At 63.6% G+C, this 16,506-nt stretch carries 11 protein-coding genes; 7 read left to right on the top strand and 4 right to left on the bottom strand.

Features of this window, described 5'->3' with window-relative positions:
- Window positions 1-14 precede the first annotated feature (14 nt).
- The 7 genes from ACFOW7_RS19025 to ACFOW7_RS18995 all read left to right on the top strand — a co-directional run bounded on the left by ACFOW7_RS19025 (window position 15) and on the right by ACFOW7_RS18995 (window position 11,353).
- The gene (locus tag ACFOW7_RS19025; RefSeq protein ID WP_378167371.1) at window positions 15-3,080 is read left to right on the top strand and encodes a type I polyketide synthase; all 3,066 of its coding nucleotides are present in this window, start codon (window positions 15-17) and stop codon (window positions 3,078-3,080) included.
- On the top strand, window positions 3,077-7,285 hold the full coding sequence (locus tag ACFOW7_RS19020) for an SDR family NAD(P)-dependent oxidoreductase (protein ID WP_378167369.1): 4,209 nt from the start codon (window positions 3,077-3,079) through the stop codon (window positions 7,283-7,285). The genes ACFOW7_RS19025 and ACFOW7_RS19020 overlap by 4 nt, the downstream gene beginning before the upstream one ends.
- Before the next feature lie 41 nt (window positions 7,286-7,326).
- Window positions 7,327-7,800 carry an acyl-CoA thioesterase gene (locus tag ACFOW7_RS19015; protein WP_378167367.1) on the top strand — a complete coding sequence of 158 codons (474 nt, stop codon included), beginning with the start codon at window positions 7,327-7,329 and terminating at the stop codon, window positions 7,798-7,800.
- Window positions 7,801-8,468: 668 nt separating this feature from the next.
- The gene (locus tag ACFOW7_RS19010; protein WP_378167365.1) at window positions 8,469-8,882 is read left to right on the top strand and encodes a hypothetical protein; all 414 of its coding nucleotides are present in this window, start codon (window positions 8,469-8,471) and stop codon (window positions 8,880-8,882) included.
- 453 nt (window positions 8,883-9,335) lie between these two features.
- Window positions 9,336-10,502 (top strand): hypothetical protein, encoded by a 1,167-nt coding sequence (locus tag ACFOW7_RS19005; protein WP_378167363.1) that lies wholly within the window; start codon window positions 9,336-9,338, stop codon window positions 10,500-10,502.
- Window positions 10,503-10,850: 348 nt separating this feature from the next.
- A complete protein-coding gene (locus ACFOW7_RS19000; RefSeq protein ID WP_378167361.1) occupies window positions 10,851-11,177 on the top strand; it encodes a helix-turn-helix transcriptional regulator in 327 nt (108 codons plus the stop codon).
- Between the two features lie 41 nt (window positions 11,178-11,218).
- Window positions 11,219-11,353, top strand: coding sequence for a hypothetical protein (locus ACFOW7_RS18995; RefSeq protein ID WP_378167359.1), 135 nt, complete (start codon window positions 11,219-11,221; stop codon window positions 11,351-11,353).
- 205 nt (window positions 11,354-11,558) lie between these two features.
- Here the strand turns inward: ACFOW7_RS18995 and ACFOW7_RS18990 are convergent, their stop codons facing one another.
- From ACFOW7_RS18990 to ACFOW7_RS18975, 4 genes are all read right to left on the bottom strand, one after another.
- The gene (locus tag ACFOW7_RS18990) at window positions 11,559-12,107 is read right to left on the bottom strand and encodes an adenine phosphoribosyltransferase (protein ID WP_378167356.1); all 549 of its coding nucleotides are present in this window, start codon (window positions 12,105-12,107) and stop codon (window positions 11,559-11,561) included.
- Between the two features lie 10 nt (window positions 12,108-12,117).
- A complete protein-coding gene (locus tag ACFOW7_RS18985; protein ID WP_378167353.1) occupies window positions 12,118-13,407 on the bottom strand; it encodes an NCS2 family permease in 1,290 nt (429 codons plus the stop codon).
- Entirely contained in the window at window positions 13,338-13,904 is a 567-nt protein-coding gene (locus ACFOW7_RS18980; RefSeq protein WP_378167351.1) for a low molecular weight protein-tyrosine-phosphatase, read from the bottom strand. The genes ACFOW7_RS18985 and ACFOW7_RS18980 overlap by 70 nt, the downstream gene beginning before the upstream one ends.
- Window positions 13,905-14,192: 288 nt before the next feature.
- A complete protein-coding gene (locus tag ACFOW7_RS18975) occupies window positions 14,193-15,956 on the bottom strand; it encodes a S8 family peptidase (RefSeq protein ID WP_378167349.1) in 1,764 nt (587 codons plus the stop codon).
- Between the last annotated feature and the right edge of the window lie 550 nt (window positions 15,957-16,506).

The following is a 16,506-nucleotide window of genomic DNA, read 5'->3' as shown; positions in this document are numbered from 1 at the left end:
GACGAGACCGTGCTATGTCCTCTCCTCCCGCTTGTGCGATTGCCCTGATTGGCCTGGCCTGCCGCTTCCCCGCTGCCGCCTCGGCCGGGCAGTTCTGGCAGAACCTGCTCGACGGTCACGATGCCATCAGCGAAGTCCCACCCGGGCGCTGGTCGCTGGCGGATTTCTACGCGGCCGAACCCGATCAACCGGGCCGGATGCGTACCCGATATGGCGGCTTTGTCTCGGAGATCGAGCGCTTCGATGCCGGCTTTTTCGGCATTGCGCCACGCGAGGCCGAGCAGATGTCGCCGCAGCAGCGCCTGACCCTCGAAGTCGCCTGGGAAGCACTCGAAGACGCCTGCGTGGCGCCGGTCGGGCTCGCCGGCACGGCGGTCGGGGTATTTCTTGGCGTCGCAAGCTTTGACTATTACGAACGGCTGCTGCTGCAAACGCCCGAGCGGATCGACGGTTATGCGCTGACCGGCAACGCCTACAGCATCGCGGCCAACCGGCTGTCTTATCTGCTTGACCTGCGCGGACCGAGCATGGCTATCGACACGGCCTGTTCGTCCTCGCTGGTGGCGGTCCATCTGGCCTGTCAGAGCCTGCTCAATGGCGAAACCGAGCTGGCGCTGGCCGGCGGCACCCATGCCATGCTGTCGCCCTGGGTGACGATTGCGGCCTCGCGCGGCGAATTCATGGCACCCGACGGCCGCTGCAAGACCTTCGATGCCCGCGCCGACGGCTATGTGCGCGGCGAAGGCTGCGGCGTGGTGGTGCTCAAGCGCTATGCCGACGCGCTGCGCGACGGCGACCCGATCCGCGCCGTGCTGCTCGGCGGGGCCGTCAACCAGGATGGCCGCAGCAACGGCCTCACCGCTCCCAACCCGGCCGCCCAGGTCGCCGTGCTGCGCCAAGCCTATGAACAGGCTGGCATCGATCCGGCCACGGTCGGCTATATCGAAGCCCACGGCACGGGCACCCGGCTGGGCGACCCGATGGAACTCAATTCGCTGGGCACGGTGCTGGGAACGGGCCGGGCAGCGGAAACACCCTGTCTGGTCGGCTCGGTAAAGACCAATATCGGCCATCTCGAAGCAGCGGCCGGGGTGGCCGGACTGATCAAGGCAACGCTGACCATCCAAGCGGGCGAGATTCCCCCGAGCCTGCACTTTGGGACGCCCAACCCGCTGATCGACTTCGCCCGACTGCCGCTGCGCGTGGCGGCCACGCGGCAGCACTGGCCGACCGACGGCCCGCGTCTAGCCGGGGTCAGCGCGTTCGGCTTCGGTGGCACCAATGCGCATATCGTGTTGGGACAGGCGCCGGAACCGGAAGCGGCGCCAGCACCACGACCGCAGCAGTTGTTCTGTCTCAGTGCCCGTTCGGAGACGGCCTTGCGGCAATTGGCAGTGCGCTATCTCGATGCTTTGGAAGACATGGACGCGGCGGCGTTTGCGGCGACCTGTCAGAGTCTTGGCCGGGGCCGTAATCATTTCGAGCATCGCCTGGCGCTGGTGGCACCGGACGCGGCATCCTGCCGCGATTGTCTGCGGCGCCATCTCGATGGCGAGGAGCAAACCGGGCTGAGTCAGGGACGGGCACGGCAGCGGCGGGCGCCGCGCCTGGCCTTCCTGTTTACCGGCCAGGGCGCCCAGCAGCTTGGGATGGCGCGCGAGCTGTACCGCGATCAGCCGGTATTTCGTGCCACGCTGGACCGTTGCGACGCGCTGCTGCGGCCGCTGCTCGGCAATGCCCTGCTCGATCTGATCTATGGGGAACAGGCCACGGCCAGCCGGCTTGCGGCCACCGAACATGCCCAGCCGGCGCTGTTTTCCCTTCAGGTGGCACTGCTGGAATTGCTCAAAAGCTGGGGCGTCCGTCCGACCGTCGTGCTTGGCCACAGTGTCGGGGAATTCGCCGCGGCCTACGCAGCCGGCGTGCTGTCGCTCGAAGACGGTCTGGCCCTGACCACCGCGCGCGGCCGGCTGATGCAGGCTTTGCCCGAAGCGGGCGGCATGCTGGCGGTGACGGCGGCAGCCGAACGACTGGATGGCTATCTGGCGGACTTCGATCCGGCCGAGATCAGGCTTGCGGCCTTCAACAGCGAGACCAATACCGTCGTCGCCGGCCGCTCGGCTGCACTGAGCCGGCTCGCCGAACAGCTCAGCCGCGACGGCATCGTCCATCGGCCGCTCGACGTCTCCCATGCCTTCCATTCACCGCTGATGGCACCGATGCTCGAACCGTTCCGGGCCGAACTGGACCGTCTGCACTTTGCTGCCCCAGGCATCTCCTTTATCTCCACGGTCGATGCCGCACCGCTGGACGGCCAGCTCGACTGGCCCGACTACTGGTGCCGTCAGGTCAGCCAGCCGGTGCGTTTTGCGGCAGCGCTGCGGCGGCTTGAGCCAGAGCGCTACGACGCGCTGATCGAAATCGGCCCGCGTGCGGTATTGAGCGGGCTGGCGCGGCAGATCGTCCCCGATGGTCCACCGGTACTGCCGCTGCTGCGCGGCGATGGCAAAGACTGGCGCGCATCGCTGAGCGCACTCGGCCGGCTCTATGTGCTGGGTCTCACGCCCGACTGGACCGGACTGGATGCCGGCGTTGCCATGCGGCGGCGGGCCGGTCTTCCCCACTATCCGTTCGAGCGCCAGCACTTCTGGGCACTGCCCGCGCCGCTCAGTCGGCGGGCGGCCGAACCGCTCCATCCGCTGCTGGCCGGTGCCGAGCGCGAAAGCGACGGTCCGGACTGCCATCGCTTCCGGCTTGAACTCAGCAATACCCGCACGCCCTATCTGGCCGATCACCGGGTATTCGGCGCCGATGTGCTGCCGGCCACGGCCTATATCGAGATCGCCCAGGCCGGCGTGGCCGCCTTGCAGCCGCTGCGGCGCTGGCAGCTTGAGCAGCTTGAATTCCGCCGTCCCTTCTTCCTGTCCGCCGCCCCGCGCCGGCTGGAGCTGACCTTGCGTGCCGACGCCGGCGCCTGGCGCTTTGCCTTTGCCGACCCGGCCGACTCGGGCCGCAGCGAACGCCGCACCTACGCAAGCGGCCTGGTGCGACCCGACCTTACCGAGGAGATGCCGTCTTGAATGCCCTGATCCCCCTCACCCCTCTTTTGGACAGTTGGGATCGAGACTGCCCGGCCCTGGGCCAGCGTCGCTATCCCGATGGCCGGCTCGACTATCTGGTGCGCTGGCACGACGGCAACAGCGAGCGGATCGCGGTGCTCGATCTGGCAGCGGACACCGATCCCGCCAGCGCCCGCCGCCATGCCGAAGACTATGTCGCCGCCATCGGCAGCCACGGCCTTCACCGTGCCGGCCCTGACCCAGCCTATCTGGCTGCCCGGGCGCGCTGCACCCGGCCGTTGCCAATTTCGGCTTTCTACCGACAGGTGCGCCAGCTCGATATCGATTTCGGCCCGTCATTTCGTGCCGTCACCGAACTGTGGAAAGGCCGGCATGAAGCGATCGGCCGGATTGAACTCGACGCGGCCCTGCCGCAGGACCAGGACGCCTATCTGCTCCACCCGGTGTTTCTCGATGCCTGCCTCCAGATCTTCGGCGCCACCCTGTACGACGATCCCTACCGCCGCACCTTTCTGCCGGTCGGGATGGAACGTTTCCGCTTCGACCGGCCGGGCAGCCGGGTCGCCTGGAGCCATGTGCGACTGCGCCGGGCGGTCGAGGCCGGCGATACGGCGACCGTGGCCGATGTCCGCTTCTTTGACGAGGCCTGGCAGGCGATTGGCGGAATCGACGGTTTCTCGCTGCTATTGGGCGACGCCGACACCTTCTCGGAAGCCGACTACCCGGCCATCCGCCAGGCGCTCTACACGGTGCGCTGGGAGCCGGCCGCCCCAACCGAGCGTCCGGCCAGCCCCCTTCAGCCTGTCTGGCTGATCCTCGCCAACCCCAGCGACGCCAGTGCGCTCGCCGCAGAACTGGAGCGTGACGGACAGCGGGCCGAGGTGAGGGTTGGGGAGAGCGAGGCCACCCTGACTGCCACCATCGCCAGTCTGCAAGCCCAGCATGGCGAGGCCTTCGCCGGGGTGATCGACTGGTATCACGGTGAAGCGTCCGACCCCGCCCTGCTGCGTCCCGCCCTCGCACCGACACTGGCTGCCGCCCAAGCATTGCTGGCACTGCCGGGGCAGCCGCCCAAGCGCTATTACCTCGTCGGCCATCAGGCGATGGCGGTCGAGGCGGACGACCGGGTCGATCCGGTCGCCAGCGCGCGCTGGGGACTCGGTCGCACCATGGCGCGCGAGCAAAGTGGACTGCGCACGGTCTGCGTCGATCTCGACCACCACGACAGCGCGGCCGCTCGCCTCATGCGCGAACTGGCCAGCAACGATGGCGAGGAGCAGGTTGCCTGGCGCGGCCAGCGTCGGCTGGTTGCCCGGCTGGCCTCGGCAGCCAGCGGTGCGGTCGGGCCGGGGCAAGGCGCGTATCGGCTGGCGATTTCGGCCTATGGCTCGTTTGATCAGCTGCACTACCGGCCGCTTGAGCGGCGGGCGCCTGACGAGCACGAGGTGGAAATCGCCGTGCGCGCCACCGGCCTCAATTTCAAGGATGTGCTCCATGCGCTGGGGATGTTGGCGGTGGAAGGTCAGCAATCGGGCGCGGCCAATGTCGAGGAGATGCTGTTTGGCGGCGACTGTGCCGGCGAGGTATTGCGGGTCGGCCGGGCCGTGACCGATCTGAGGCCCGGCGACCGAGTGCTGGCCTGTATGGCGTTTGGTTGTCTTGGCAGCCACGTCAATGTCGAACGTCGTTTTGTGGCGGCGCTGCCCGAGGGGATCGACGAATGCGCCGCCGCGACCTTGCCGACTGCCTTTCTGACGGCCTATTACGCCCTGGTCGTGTGCGCCGGGCTGCGGGCGGGCGAGCGGGTGTTGATCCACGCAGGTGCCGGGGCCGTCGGGATGGCCGCCATTCAACTGGCCCAGCGCCACGGTGCCGAGGTCTACGCTACCGCCAGTCCGCCCAAGCAGGCGCTGTTGCGTGAGCTGGGGGTGGTCGAGGTCATGAACTCGCGCGATCTCGACTTTGCCCGCCACTGGGCACCTGAGCGTGGGGGCGGCTTCGATGTGATCCTCAACAGCCTGGGCGGCGACTTTATCCGCGCCAGTCATGATCTGTTGAAGCCCGCTGGTCGCTTTATCGAAATCGGCAAGCTCGGCATTCTCAGCGAGGCCGAAGCGCTTGAGCGTCAGCCGGGCAGCCGCTATATCGCCTTCGACCTGATGGACCTGGCCCGCGAGCAGCCCGAGCTGATCGCCGAGATGCTGCACACCGTGCTGCGTCAGATCGAACAGGGCCACCTGCGGCCGCTGCCGCAGACCCGCTTTCCGGCCGAGCGCTGCGCCGAAGCCTTCCGCTGCATGGCGCAGGCGCGCCATATCGGCAAGATCGTGATCGAACATGCAGTGCCTTCGGATGCACTGCATTGCGATCCGACCCGGCTCTATCTGGTCAGCGGCGGCCTGGGGGCGCTGGGGCTGATGCTGGCGCGCTGGCTGGTGCGGCGCGGTGCCCGGCGACTGGTGCTGCTTGGCCGCTCGGCGCCCGATGCGGCCGCGGCAGAGACCTTGGCCACGCTGCGCGACACTGGTGCCAGCATCGATTGCCGTCAGTTCGATGTCGGCGACGCCGCTCAGGTCGAGACGCTGTTCGACGAGCTGGACGGCGAGGCGCTCGACGGCATCTTCCACGCGGCCGGCACGCTCGACGACGCCACCCTGCCGCAGCAGGACTGGCCCCATTTCGAGCGCACACTCCATGGCAAGGCGCTGGGTGCCTGGCATCTGCATCAGGCCAGCCGCCGTTTCTCGCCACGCTGGTTTGTCTGCTTCTCCTCGATCGCCGGCCTGTTCGGCGGTCCCGGCCAGGCCAATTACGCCGCCGCCAGCGCCTTTCTCGACGGGCTGGCCCACCATCGACGCAGCCAGGGGCTGCCGGCGCTCAGTATCGACTGGGGACCATGGGCCGGCGCCGGCATGGCCGCCCGGCTCGATACGGCCCAGCGCGGCCGGCTCGACGGTGGTGGCGTGACGGCGATCGAACAGTTGGAAGGGCTGCATGCGCTTGAGTGCCTGTTGCGGACCGACCCGCCTCAGGCCGCCGTCTTCCCCGCCGACTGGCCCCGCTTATTGCAGCGTTTCGGCGCCACCCCCTTCTATCGCGAAGTCGCAGCGCGCCATGTTTCAGCAGCCCAAGTGGACGAGGACGAAGACTTCAGCCGCCAGCTCGGCACCGCCACGCCGTCTGAGCGCCCCGCCCGCTTGACCCAGGCACTGCGCCGCCTGCTTGGTTCGGTGCTGCGGGCCGACCCGGCCACGCTCGATCCGGAAGCGCCGTTGCGCGAGCTGGGCGTCGATTCGCTGATGGGGGTCGAACTGCGCAGCAAGCTTGAACGGCTGCTTGGCCGTGCCGTGCCGATTGCGCTGCTGTTGCAGGGGCCGAGCATCACGGTGCTGGGCAGTGCGGTGCTGGAGCTGCTGGGCTTGGCTGCCCCGATGCCGGAAACGGACCCGGCGGCCAAATCCACGCCCGCCTCTTCCTGGCTGCTGCGCCGTCCGCGCAGCGAAGCGCCCGCCTTGCGACTATTCTGCTTTGCACCACTTGGCAGCGGCGCAGGACTGTTCCAGCGCTGGCAGGAAGCGCTGCCGGCCGCGGTCGAAGTGGTGGCGGTGCAATTGCCCGGCCGCGAAGAGCGGTTTGCAGAGCCGGCCCTGACCGATTTTGCCGCCGCCGTCGAAGGCGCCTGTGCAGCACTGGCGCCACTGCTCGATCGGCCCTGGGCCTGCTATGGCCATAGCATGGGGACCCTGCTGGCCTATGAAGTGGCCTGCACCCTGCGTGAGCGCCACGGCCAGGAACCGCACGGCCTGTTTGTCGGTGGCCTGTGGGCCCCTGGTGAACACGACGCCCGCCGTGCGGCCGGCACCTACGAGCGGCTCGATCTCGACCGGCTGGTGCTGCCGGAGCAGCTCGACACTAACATCGACTACCTCGACAACCTGCGCCGCGTGGCCCGGGCCGATGCGGCACTGCTGCGCGGCTACCAATGGCGACCCCGACCGACGCTCGCTTGCCCTGTGGTCGGTTTCTATGGCGAGGACGACCCAATCGCCAGTCAGGCCGATCTGGCCGGTTGGACCACGATAAGTAGCGCAGGCTGTCGAGTCGAGGCGATCGGCGGCGGCCATATGTTCATGGTCGAACGCCGCGAGGCGCTGCTGGCGCGGCTGAGCCACCATCTCAGCGCCGCACTCGCGCCCGCCACATAACCAGGATGGCCACCAGCCGTCCCCCTCAAGGAGAAGGAAAGATGAGCGAGTACAGCAAGACCATCGAAGTCAAATGGGCCGATCTCGACCCCAACCAGCATCTGCGCCATAGCGTCTACGGCGACTACGCCACCCATGTCCGGGTCGAATGGCTGGCCGATCATGGCTTTAGCATCCAGCGGATGGCCGAGCTGTCGGTCGCACCGGTCAATTTCGAGGACCGCACGTTCTATCTCAAGGAAATCCGCCTGGGCGACCGGGTGACGGTCGATCTGGAACTGGTCGGCCTGTCGGAAGACGCCAGCCGCTATCACCTGCGCCAGGCTTTCTATCGCGACGGCGAGGTCTGCGCCCGGCACGAAATCAAAGGCGGCTGGATCGACCTGAACCGCCGCAAGCTCGCCCCCCCACCCCAGGGCCTGATCGATGCCACCCGGGCGCTGCGCAAGGCGGAGGACTTCGCAGTCATCCCAAGCAGCAAGCCTTCTGAAAAAGAATCGGCCAAATCAGTTTAAGGCAGGTAGCCATATATGTTGAAAAAGGAAATATATCCGGTCTATCAACCCCAATTCTGACCCCGCCCGCCATCATGGGCTGTCCCGGCGCATGGCTGCACTTCCTGACCGGAGGAGGCGCACCATGCGCTTTTTCATGGCCTTCAGTGGAAACCCGGGTGGATGGGATAAATCGATTGGGGAAAGTTTTCATTGCGGCTTTTTATCCAGCCGATGTTCAAATCGATCATTTCACGCCAACAACATTTCCGGGGGAAAATCAATACCGCAAAGGCATCTTGCGAGCCGTGAAATAGAAAACCTATTATCCACCCATGCCAGAAGACCAGCCGCCGGACAAGGCGGAGATTCATTCGATTTATATAGAGGAGAATGATTTTGCTATTTCGTCCCTTTATTCTCCCGCTTTGTCTTTCCGCCTTTCTCTGGGCGGCTTTCTTCCTCCAAGTGATTTAATTCCCGCCCCCCATCCGGGTAAATCATTGGCCGTGTCCGTCCGGGCGCGCCAGGGGTGACTTATCGTCCGCCAAGTCAACTCCATGCCAAGCATCCGCCAGCACCAATGCGGCGGCACGGCTCGCCTTGAGCCGGATTCCCAGGCGGAACTGCCGCCTGGATGCGGCCCGCTATAAAGGCCGCTTATCGATAAAGTTTCTACATAAGGAGAAATGATGTTATCCCCAGCCAAACTATGCGGCATTGTCGCCTCACTGACGCTAGCGCTGTCGCCGTTCGCTCAGGCCGAAGCGATCGAAGAAAATCTTTCTGCAGCCATCGACACCTTGAACCCCTCCGAAGCAACCGCCCTGCGTGCCGCCTCCGTACGGGTGCATTGCTTCCGTCCCTGGATGAGCAACACGCTCCAGTGGGGCGGCAGCTCGTCCCTGCGAGACCCGGGCCTGAACCTGTGGGTGGGCCTGTACCACAAGGGCCGGCTGGTTGAAGCGGTGAGCGATATGACCCCGCCCTATACCATTCAAACGGCCACTTCCGGTGTCGATGGCTCAGGCGACTGGGAAGTCCACGCCGTTATCAGCCGGGGCCGCTTCATCATTTCCAGCGAAATCTGCAAAGTAACCTGATCTCCGGTCATGCCGCATGCGGGCGATTGCCGGATAAAGGCTGACGATATTCCGGCATTAACGTTCACTATTCCATCGCCCCCTTCTATTTCCACCACCCGGTATCCACCCCATACCGGGTGATTTTTTTGGCAGGCGGGATGGGTTTATTTTCTGGAGACTTGTTGATCGAAGGCGAATCATCTTTGAAAGTATCCTTATCGGAAAAATTTATATTTTAAATAAAATATTCAACAGGTCTTGCAAGTCTTTTTCCTGATTTTTTAATCAACCCAACCTCGGCAGAACATGAGGCTCTCCGGACGGCCTCCAGCACTAATGCCATCGAAATAATTAGGCTTGGTAATTGTCCGACAATCCCCTACTCTCCCGATCGCTGAGCGGGCCAGCAGGAGGCAGGTTTATCCAGATCAACAATGCTCGTGATCCCACAACACTCCCAACAGGTTCGATATGCGATTCACACCCGGACTCCACCCGGCCGTTCTGGCGCTGCTGCTGGGCGGCCTGATCCAGACCGGCGCCCACGCCGCGCCTTCCCGCTGCGCCACGGCCATGCCCTACCAAGCCACCCAGTGGCAGGTGCTGCAACAGCCGATGAAGAACTACAGCTCGGGCAAGACCATCACGCGGGCTTACCAATTCAGCGCCGACGCGCCGTCTTTCGTCAGCCCCTTGGGCGAGAGCAACTACGCCAGCTTCCAGTTCCATCGGCCCGAAGACGGCCACACCAACGGGCTGTCGAACTCCAAGCCGGTCTTCTCCGAACTGATCCGGCCTGAAGGCTATCCACCCTATGTCTCCAGGGAGGTGCCGCCCTTTGCCTATCCGGGCAATACCCAGAAGCCGTGGATCAAGGTCAATCTGAAGGCCAACAGCTACGGGCTTGGCTATGAAAAGGGTTTTCGCACCCAGCTCAACACCTTCCCCGTCGATAAGGGACTGCACTATCTGATGGAGCTGGAGTTCATGCTGGACAACGGCCCAGGCCACGCCTGGGAGCTGCCGCTGCTCCCACGCAGCGGCGCTCCCCTGTTCTGGCAATTGATCGCCAAGACCCACACCAACCCCAAAGACCCACAGACCGCAAAACGGGTACTGCCCGATGGCTCGCTGTGTCTACAGGGCGGCAATCCGGTGTTGGCGCTGATCATGGATGAGTACGAAAAGAATACGCAGGGTCAGCAGGCGATACGCAGTGTGATCGTGCAGCGCAAATACCCCAATGTGGGGGACAAGGATGTGAGCAAGGACATGATCTGCTGGGACCCGTCCAAGGCAGGCGCCATGGACACCTCGATGCCGGTCAAGCGAGTGGGACTGAAGGCGGGCGTACCGATCCGGGTGCGGATCAATCTGTTTGCCGACGACAACCCCAAGGGCGAAGGCTGTCTCGATGTGCGGATGCAGTACGAAGGCGACGGCGATCAGTGGACCACGCTGGTGGAAGACTTCCGCGGCCCGACCATGCTGCCCGATATCGCCGGCAAACATTGGGTGAGCTTCGGCCTCTACAACCCCGGCAGCACCCCGAAACGCACCAGCACACTGGGCACGGTGGAAGAGGCTGATCGCATCGTCTGGTGGAAGAATATGGTGATCAAGGTCAAGAAGCCTTAAGGGTTGCCTTCAGGCCGATTTCCAGCGGCAGAAACGAGAAAAGCCAAGCGGGATCCCCTGCTTGGCTTTTTGCTTGAGGGGGAGCTCGCATCTTTCCGAAAACTCGGCTCAGATCATCGAAACTACCAAGCGTCCGGTTCAGGCCGACTCCCCAGCATTGATGGCAGCTCCGCTTTGAATTGCCATGCTCTGACAACCCAAGACAGGTTATAGCTTGTAATCAGAAAATACAGCTTATATGCTGTTTATTCTCCCCTCATGTCGAAAAACAGGCTATATCCTGTATTATCTTTTAACAAGTTATAACCTGTAAAATCAACCCATTCCACCATCCACAGCGAGGGTCCCATGGATTACCCCATCCGCATCCCCAGTCAGTTGCGCCCGATCCTGCGAGGCTTCCGCAAGCAAGCCGGCCTGACCCAGGCTGGACTGGCCCAGCAACTGGGTATTACCCAACAAAGCTATGCCGAGCTGGAAGCCAGACCCGAAGCCGCCAGCTTCGAGCGGCTCTATAAGGTGCTGCGGCTACTCAATGTCGAGCTGATACTTACCACCTCCTCACCGGAGCCGGAAAATGCCGTAACGGGCAGTACACAGCTCCCTGACACCAGCAGCGTAGCCGACTCGGCAGCACCGGCTTGTGAGGTGACAAGAAGACGAGGGGATCGGTAACCATGCCTGGTCACTCTTCCCGGCAAGGTTTGAATATCTCGATGAATGGCATTCAGGTCAGCCACTGGTCCAAAAGCAAAGGCAGTGAACAGTTCGTCTACGACGAAGACTGGCTCAACGATCCGCAAGGACGTCACACCAGCGAAGAGCAGGAAATTAGATCAGGGACCTGCTGATGGCGACCAATCAGGTCATCGAGACCGTCACGGCGCAACTGCCGGCCGACTTTCCGGCCGATCTGACGGCTGCCAAGGACAGGACAGTGGGAGCGTGATGGGCAGATCATCTGCCCATCAGTCCTTTTTCAAGAAGATCTATATATACGCCGGAATGAGTCTATCAGACTTTTTGCAGATTATTTTCCATTAAGCCAGACAGGCTTTAATGCCCGGCAAAATGGCACAGGGTGAACAGCGGAATCCCCTGCTCACGCACCAAAGTCGAGCCGCCCAGTTCAGGCAGATCGACGATGGCGGCGGCTTCGGACACCACGGCACCCAGGCGCTGGATCAGGCGGGCGGCGGCGATCATCGTGCCGCCGGTGGCGACCAGATCGTCGATCAGCAGCACCCGGTCGCCCGGCTTCACCGCATCGGCATGGAGTTCCACCGTGGCCGAGCCGTATTCCAGCTCGTACTCCTCGGCCACCGTATCGAACGGCAGCTTGCCCTTCTTGCGTACCGGCACAAAGCCCCGGTTGAGCTCATAGGCGATCACCGCGCCCAGGATGAAACCGCGCGCATCGACCCCGGCCACCACGTCGATATCGTGGTCCATATAGCGATGGACAAAGCAGTCCACCAGCACGCGGAAGGTCTTGGGGTCTTGCAGCAACGGGGTAATGTCACGGAACTGCACGCCAGACTGCGGCCAGTCGGGCACGGTGCGGATACGGTCACGGATATAACGGGGATCGATCAGACTGCTCATGGACGTATCCTTACCCGATGGCAAACTTGAGCAGCCATAGCGCGGCAATCACCAGCACGGGCCAGCTCAGATCGCGGAAACGGCCGGCCAAGAGCTTCAGGGCGGCGTAAGTGATAAAACCGAAGGCAATGCCGTCGGCAATGGAAAAGGTGAACGGCATTGCAAACGCCGTCATCACGGCCGGGGCGGCCTCGGTCAGGTCGTCCCACTGGATCTCGGCCAGACCGCGCGCCATCAGCACCGCCACATACATCAGCGCCGGTGCCGTGGCATAGGCCGGGACGCTGCCGGCCAGCGGGCTCAACCACAACGCGGCCAGGAACAGCACTGCCACCACCACGGCGGTGAGACCGGTGCGGCCCCCCACGGCAGTGCCGGCGGCCGACTCGATATAAGCGGTCGTGGAGGAGGTCCCGAAGGCTGCGCCGGCGACGATGGCGGTGGAGTCGGCCAGCAGGGCCTTCTTCAGTCGGGGCAGACGGCCTTGCTGATCGAGCAGGCCGGCGCGGTGCGACACCCCGACCAGGGTGCCCGAGGTGTCGAACAGATCGACGAAGAAGAATACGAAGACCACCGCCAGCAGACCGGCGTTCAGGGCACCGGCCACGTCCATCTTCATCCAGGTCGGTTCGAGCGAAGGCGGCGGTGCCACCAGGCCGTTCCACTGTTGCAGACCCATGGCGATCGCCAGCGCGGTGACGGTCAGGATGCCGATGATCACCCCGCCGGTCACCCGGCGGTATTCAAGCGCCAGGATCATCACAAAACCCAGCATGGCCAGCAGCACCCGCGGATCGTGCACATTGCCCAGCGTCACATAGGTGGCCGGATGGGCGACCACCACCCCGGCGTTCTTCAGGGCGATGATGGCCAGAAACATCCCGACCCCGGCTGAAATCGCCAGCTTGAGACCATGGGGAATGGCATTGACGATCAGCTCGCGTACCTTGAACAGGCTGACGGCGATAAACACCACCCCGGACAGGAACACGGCGCCCAGTGCCGTTTCCCACGGCACCCCCATTCCCTTGACCACCGTAAAGGTGAAATAGGCGTTGAGCCCCATGCCGGGTGCCAGGGCAATCGGGTAGTTGGCCACCAGGCCCATGATGGCCGAGCCGAGGGCGGCAGCAAGACAGGTCGCGACGAAGACCGCGTTACGGTCCATGCCGGTCAGGGACAGGATGTCCGGGTTGACGAAGACGATGTAGGCCATCGTCAGGAAAGTGGTCAGACCGGCCAGGACTTCCGTTCTGACATCGGTGCCGTGGGCGCGGAGCTGGAAGAATCGTTCGAGCATGGTATCGGGACGAGGCGTTGGGAATCGGACTGCCGCAGCGTGTCGAGCAGATGGGCGGCGGCATCCTCGATCAGGTCGAGCACACGCTCAAAACCGTCGTCGCCGCCATAGTACGGGTCGGGTACGTCGCCGCCCGGAACGATACGAGAATAGTCGAGAAACAGCTTGAGTTTATGCCGCTCGGCGGCCGGGCAGCACGAGTGGAGCCGGGCCAAGTTGCTGCGGTCCATCGCCAGCAGCAGATCGAAGCGGGAGAAGTCGGCCGGCGTGACCTGACGCGCCCGCAGCGCTGCCAGATCGTAACCGCGCCGCAGCGCATGCCGTTGTGAACGCCGGTCGGGCGGCTCGCCCGTGTGGTAGCCATCGGTGCCACAGGAATCGATGGTCAGCGTGATGCCACGCCGCTCGGCCAGGGTGCGCAGCACCCCCTCGGCGGTCGGCGAGCGGCAGATATTACCCAGACAAACCAGAAGGATGGCAAAAGGCTGTGCGGCCATGTTGCGCCCGTCCAGATGGAGAAGGGCGGGCACTATAGCACGGTCCCGCCGACTGACCACAAGGGCCATCCCTGATGGTCAGACCAAAAAAAAGCGGACCGCACAGGCGATCCGCATGGCACTACTCCCGTCGCCGCCCAGGTCGGCATCATGGCGTGGCCGATCCGGGCGGTTGGCACTGCTTGCGTTCGATACAGGGGGGGTGGTCCGGCCGATTCAGCGCGGATCGCGCCGGACCTTGGGTTCCTACCGGCCGCCGTGTCGCGAACGGCCGGTACGAGCCACTTCTTACCAGGCGAAGTCCATCTGGTAGCGGCCACCGTTGATACCGGTGCCACCGCTGCGATAGACGACCTGGACATAGTAGTTGGTGGTCACCGTGCTGCTGTTACGCACCTGCACCAGCTCGTTCTTGCCATCGGCGCCGATATTGCTCTCGCCGATGCGCTTGCCCGCGGCGTCGAACAGCACCAGATCGTAGTCCGAACGGTCGTTCGGGGTCAGCTTGGCCGACAGCGTGGCCAGACCGGGCAGCTTGATCTGGTAGAAGTCCACATCGGTATCGCTCAGCAGCGTGGCGCTGACCTTGGTCTTGCGCTGCACGATGTTCTGGGCCGAGGCAATATCGTTGTTCGGCTCGACTTCGGGCGTACCCGGCCAGACGAAGATGTTGGACGACACGGCGCGGGCCGCATCGACCAGACCGGTGCCGCAGCCGTCACACGGCAGCGGGAACGGCCGGGTGGTCGCCTTCAGACGGTCTTCGACCTGTTCGGGGTTGAGGTTGGGGAACTTGGAACGGATCAGCGCGACCACGCCGGCTACATGCGGGGCGGCCATCGAGGTGCCCTGGTAGTAGTCGTAGCTGTCCTGGTCGGGATCGAACATCCCGTTGTTCAGGGTGCTCAGCACGCCGTTGCTGCTGTTGCTGCGCATATCGCCGCCAGGGGCCGACACGTCCACCACGGTACCGTAGTTGGAGTAGAAGGAACGGCTACCGGTGCGATCGACGGCACCGACCACCACCACGTTCTGGCAGTTGGCGAGGCTGTAGCGATCGGCCAGGGCACGGCTGTTGCCGGCTGCGACCACCACCACGGCGCCCAGTGCGTAGGCCTTGTTGATGGCGTCCTGGGTGGTACGGCCGCAAGCGCTCGGCAGACCGCTACCCAGCGACAGGTTGATCACCTTGGCTGGATTGGGGTTCTTCGGCACATTGGCCACCGTGCCGCCAGCGGCCCAGACGATGGCGTCGGCGATATCGGAGGTCATGCCACCGCACTTACCGAGCACGCGCACCGGCAGGATCTTGGCGTTGAAGGCCACACCCGCGACACCGATCTTGTTGTTGGCCACGGCGGCGATCGTGCCGGCTACGTGGGTGCCGTGCCAGCTGCTGGGCTCGTCCTCGAACTGGAAGAAGCTGCACTCGCCAGCCTTGGCGCCGTCACCGGGGTCCTTGGCGTCGGCATCGCGGCCGTCGCCGTCGTTGCCCATGAATTTGTCGCTGACGAAGTCGTAGCCGCCCACGATATTGGCAGCCAGGTCGGCGTGCGGACGGTAGCCGGTGTCGAGCACGGCCACGGTGACGCCCGAGCCGGTCGACTTGTCCCAGGCTTCGTTGAGGTTCATGCCGGCGACTTCTTCAAAGTAATGCCATTGCTGATTGAAGAACTTGTCGTTGGGCCAGAACATCGGCTTCATCACCAGATCGGGCTCGGCGTATTCGATCGAGGCATCGCTGGCTTCGAGGGCCTGGGCCAGACGGGCGGCTTCCTCGGCCGACACGGCCTGGTCAAGCTGGACGATCTGGGCGCCGTCGTTGGTGACGCGCACGTTCTGGGCCGAGAAGCCCATGGCGCGCAGCGAATTGGCGGCATGCGGACGCGTGGCGCTGGCGCCGCGCTGCATACCCTCCTTGTACTTGACGATCAGTTGGCTGGTCAGACCCGGTTTGGGCTGGGTGGCAGCCTCGGTGCCGCCCGCCATGGCCGGCGCAGCAAAGGCGGCGGCGATCAGGGCGGTCAGCGCGACAGGACGGGACAACATCATGGGTCAATCTCCTCTCTACTGCTTTGTATATCTGTCTAATTAGAATGGACGCCCGATCAATTTAAATACCGATCAATGCCATTAAAATAGGCATCCCCCTCGGGCGTCTTATTACGCCAGGCTTTGTTAGCAAGGCGTCTCGGCATACTGCCCCAGCGAAAACCGGCGACACAACTGTTATGGATGACAGCTAAGCAGCGGCATGAATTGATGTTATCCCGCGCACCGGCACGATATAGCTGCTGCCCAGAACGGCCACAATTCGGTATTCGGGATTTTCTCGGACTTTCGCACCAATTAAACCCCCATTTACAGCACAGTCTGCCAATCAATATTGTTAGCTAGGAAAAAAACGACCTTATTGCGACGAAAAATTGCAATTTCATTTCAGCACAACCGGCTCGGCCCTCCTGCCTGGCCCTGAATAAAACCGCCAGCCGTTCTTTTACTCACCATTCAGCATTTTCGCTTTAATTAAATTTTTAGGAAAATCCACCGCAAGACAGATTGCCGATATTAAAGAAAAATGAATATATTTTACATTTTTCAT

Origin of the sequence: Chitinimonas lacunae (assembly GCF_042650885.1) — a bacterium.
Classification (GTDB): domain Bacteria; phylum Pseudomonadota; class Gammaproteobacteria; order Burkholderiales; family Chitinimonadaceae; genus Chitinimonas_A; species Chitinimonas_A lacunae.
This window is presented reverse-complemented; position numbering and strand designations above follow the sequence as displayed.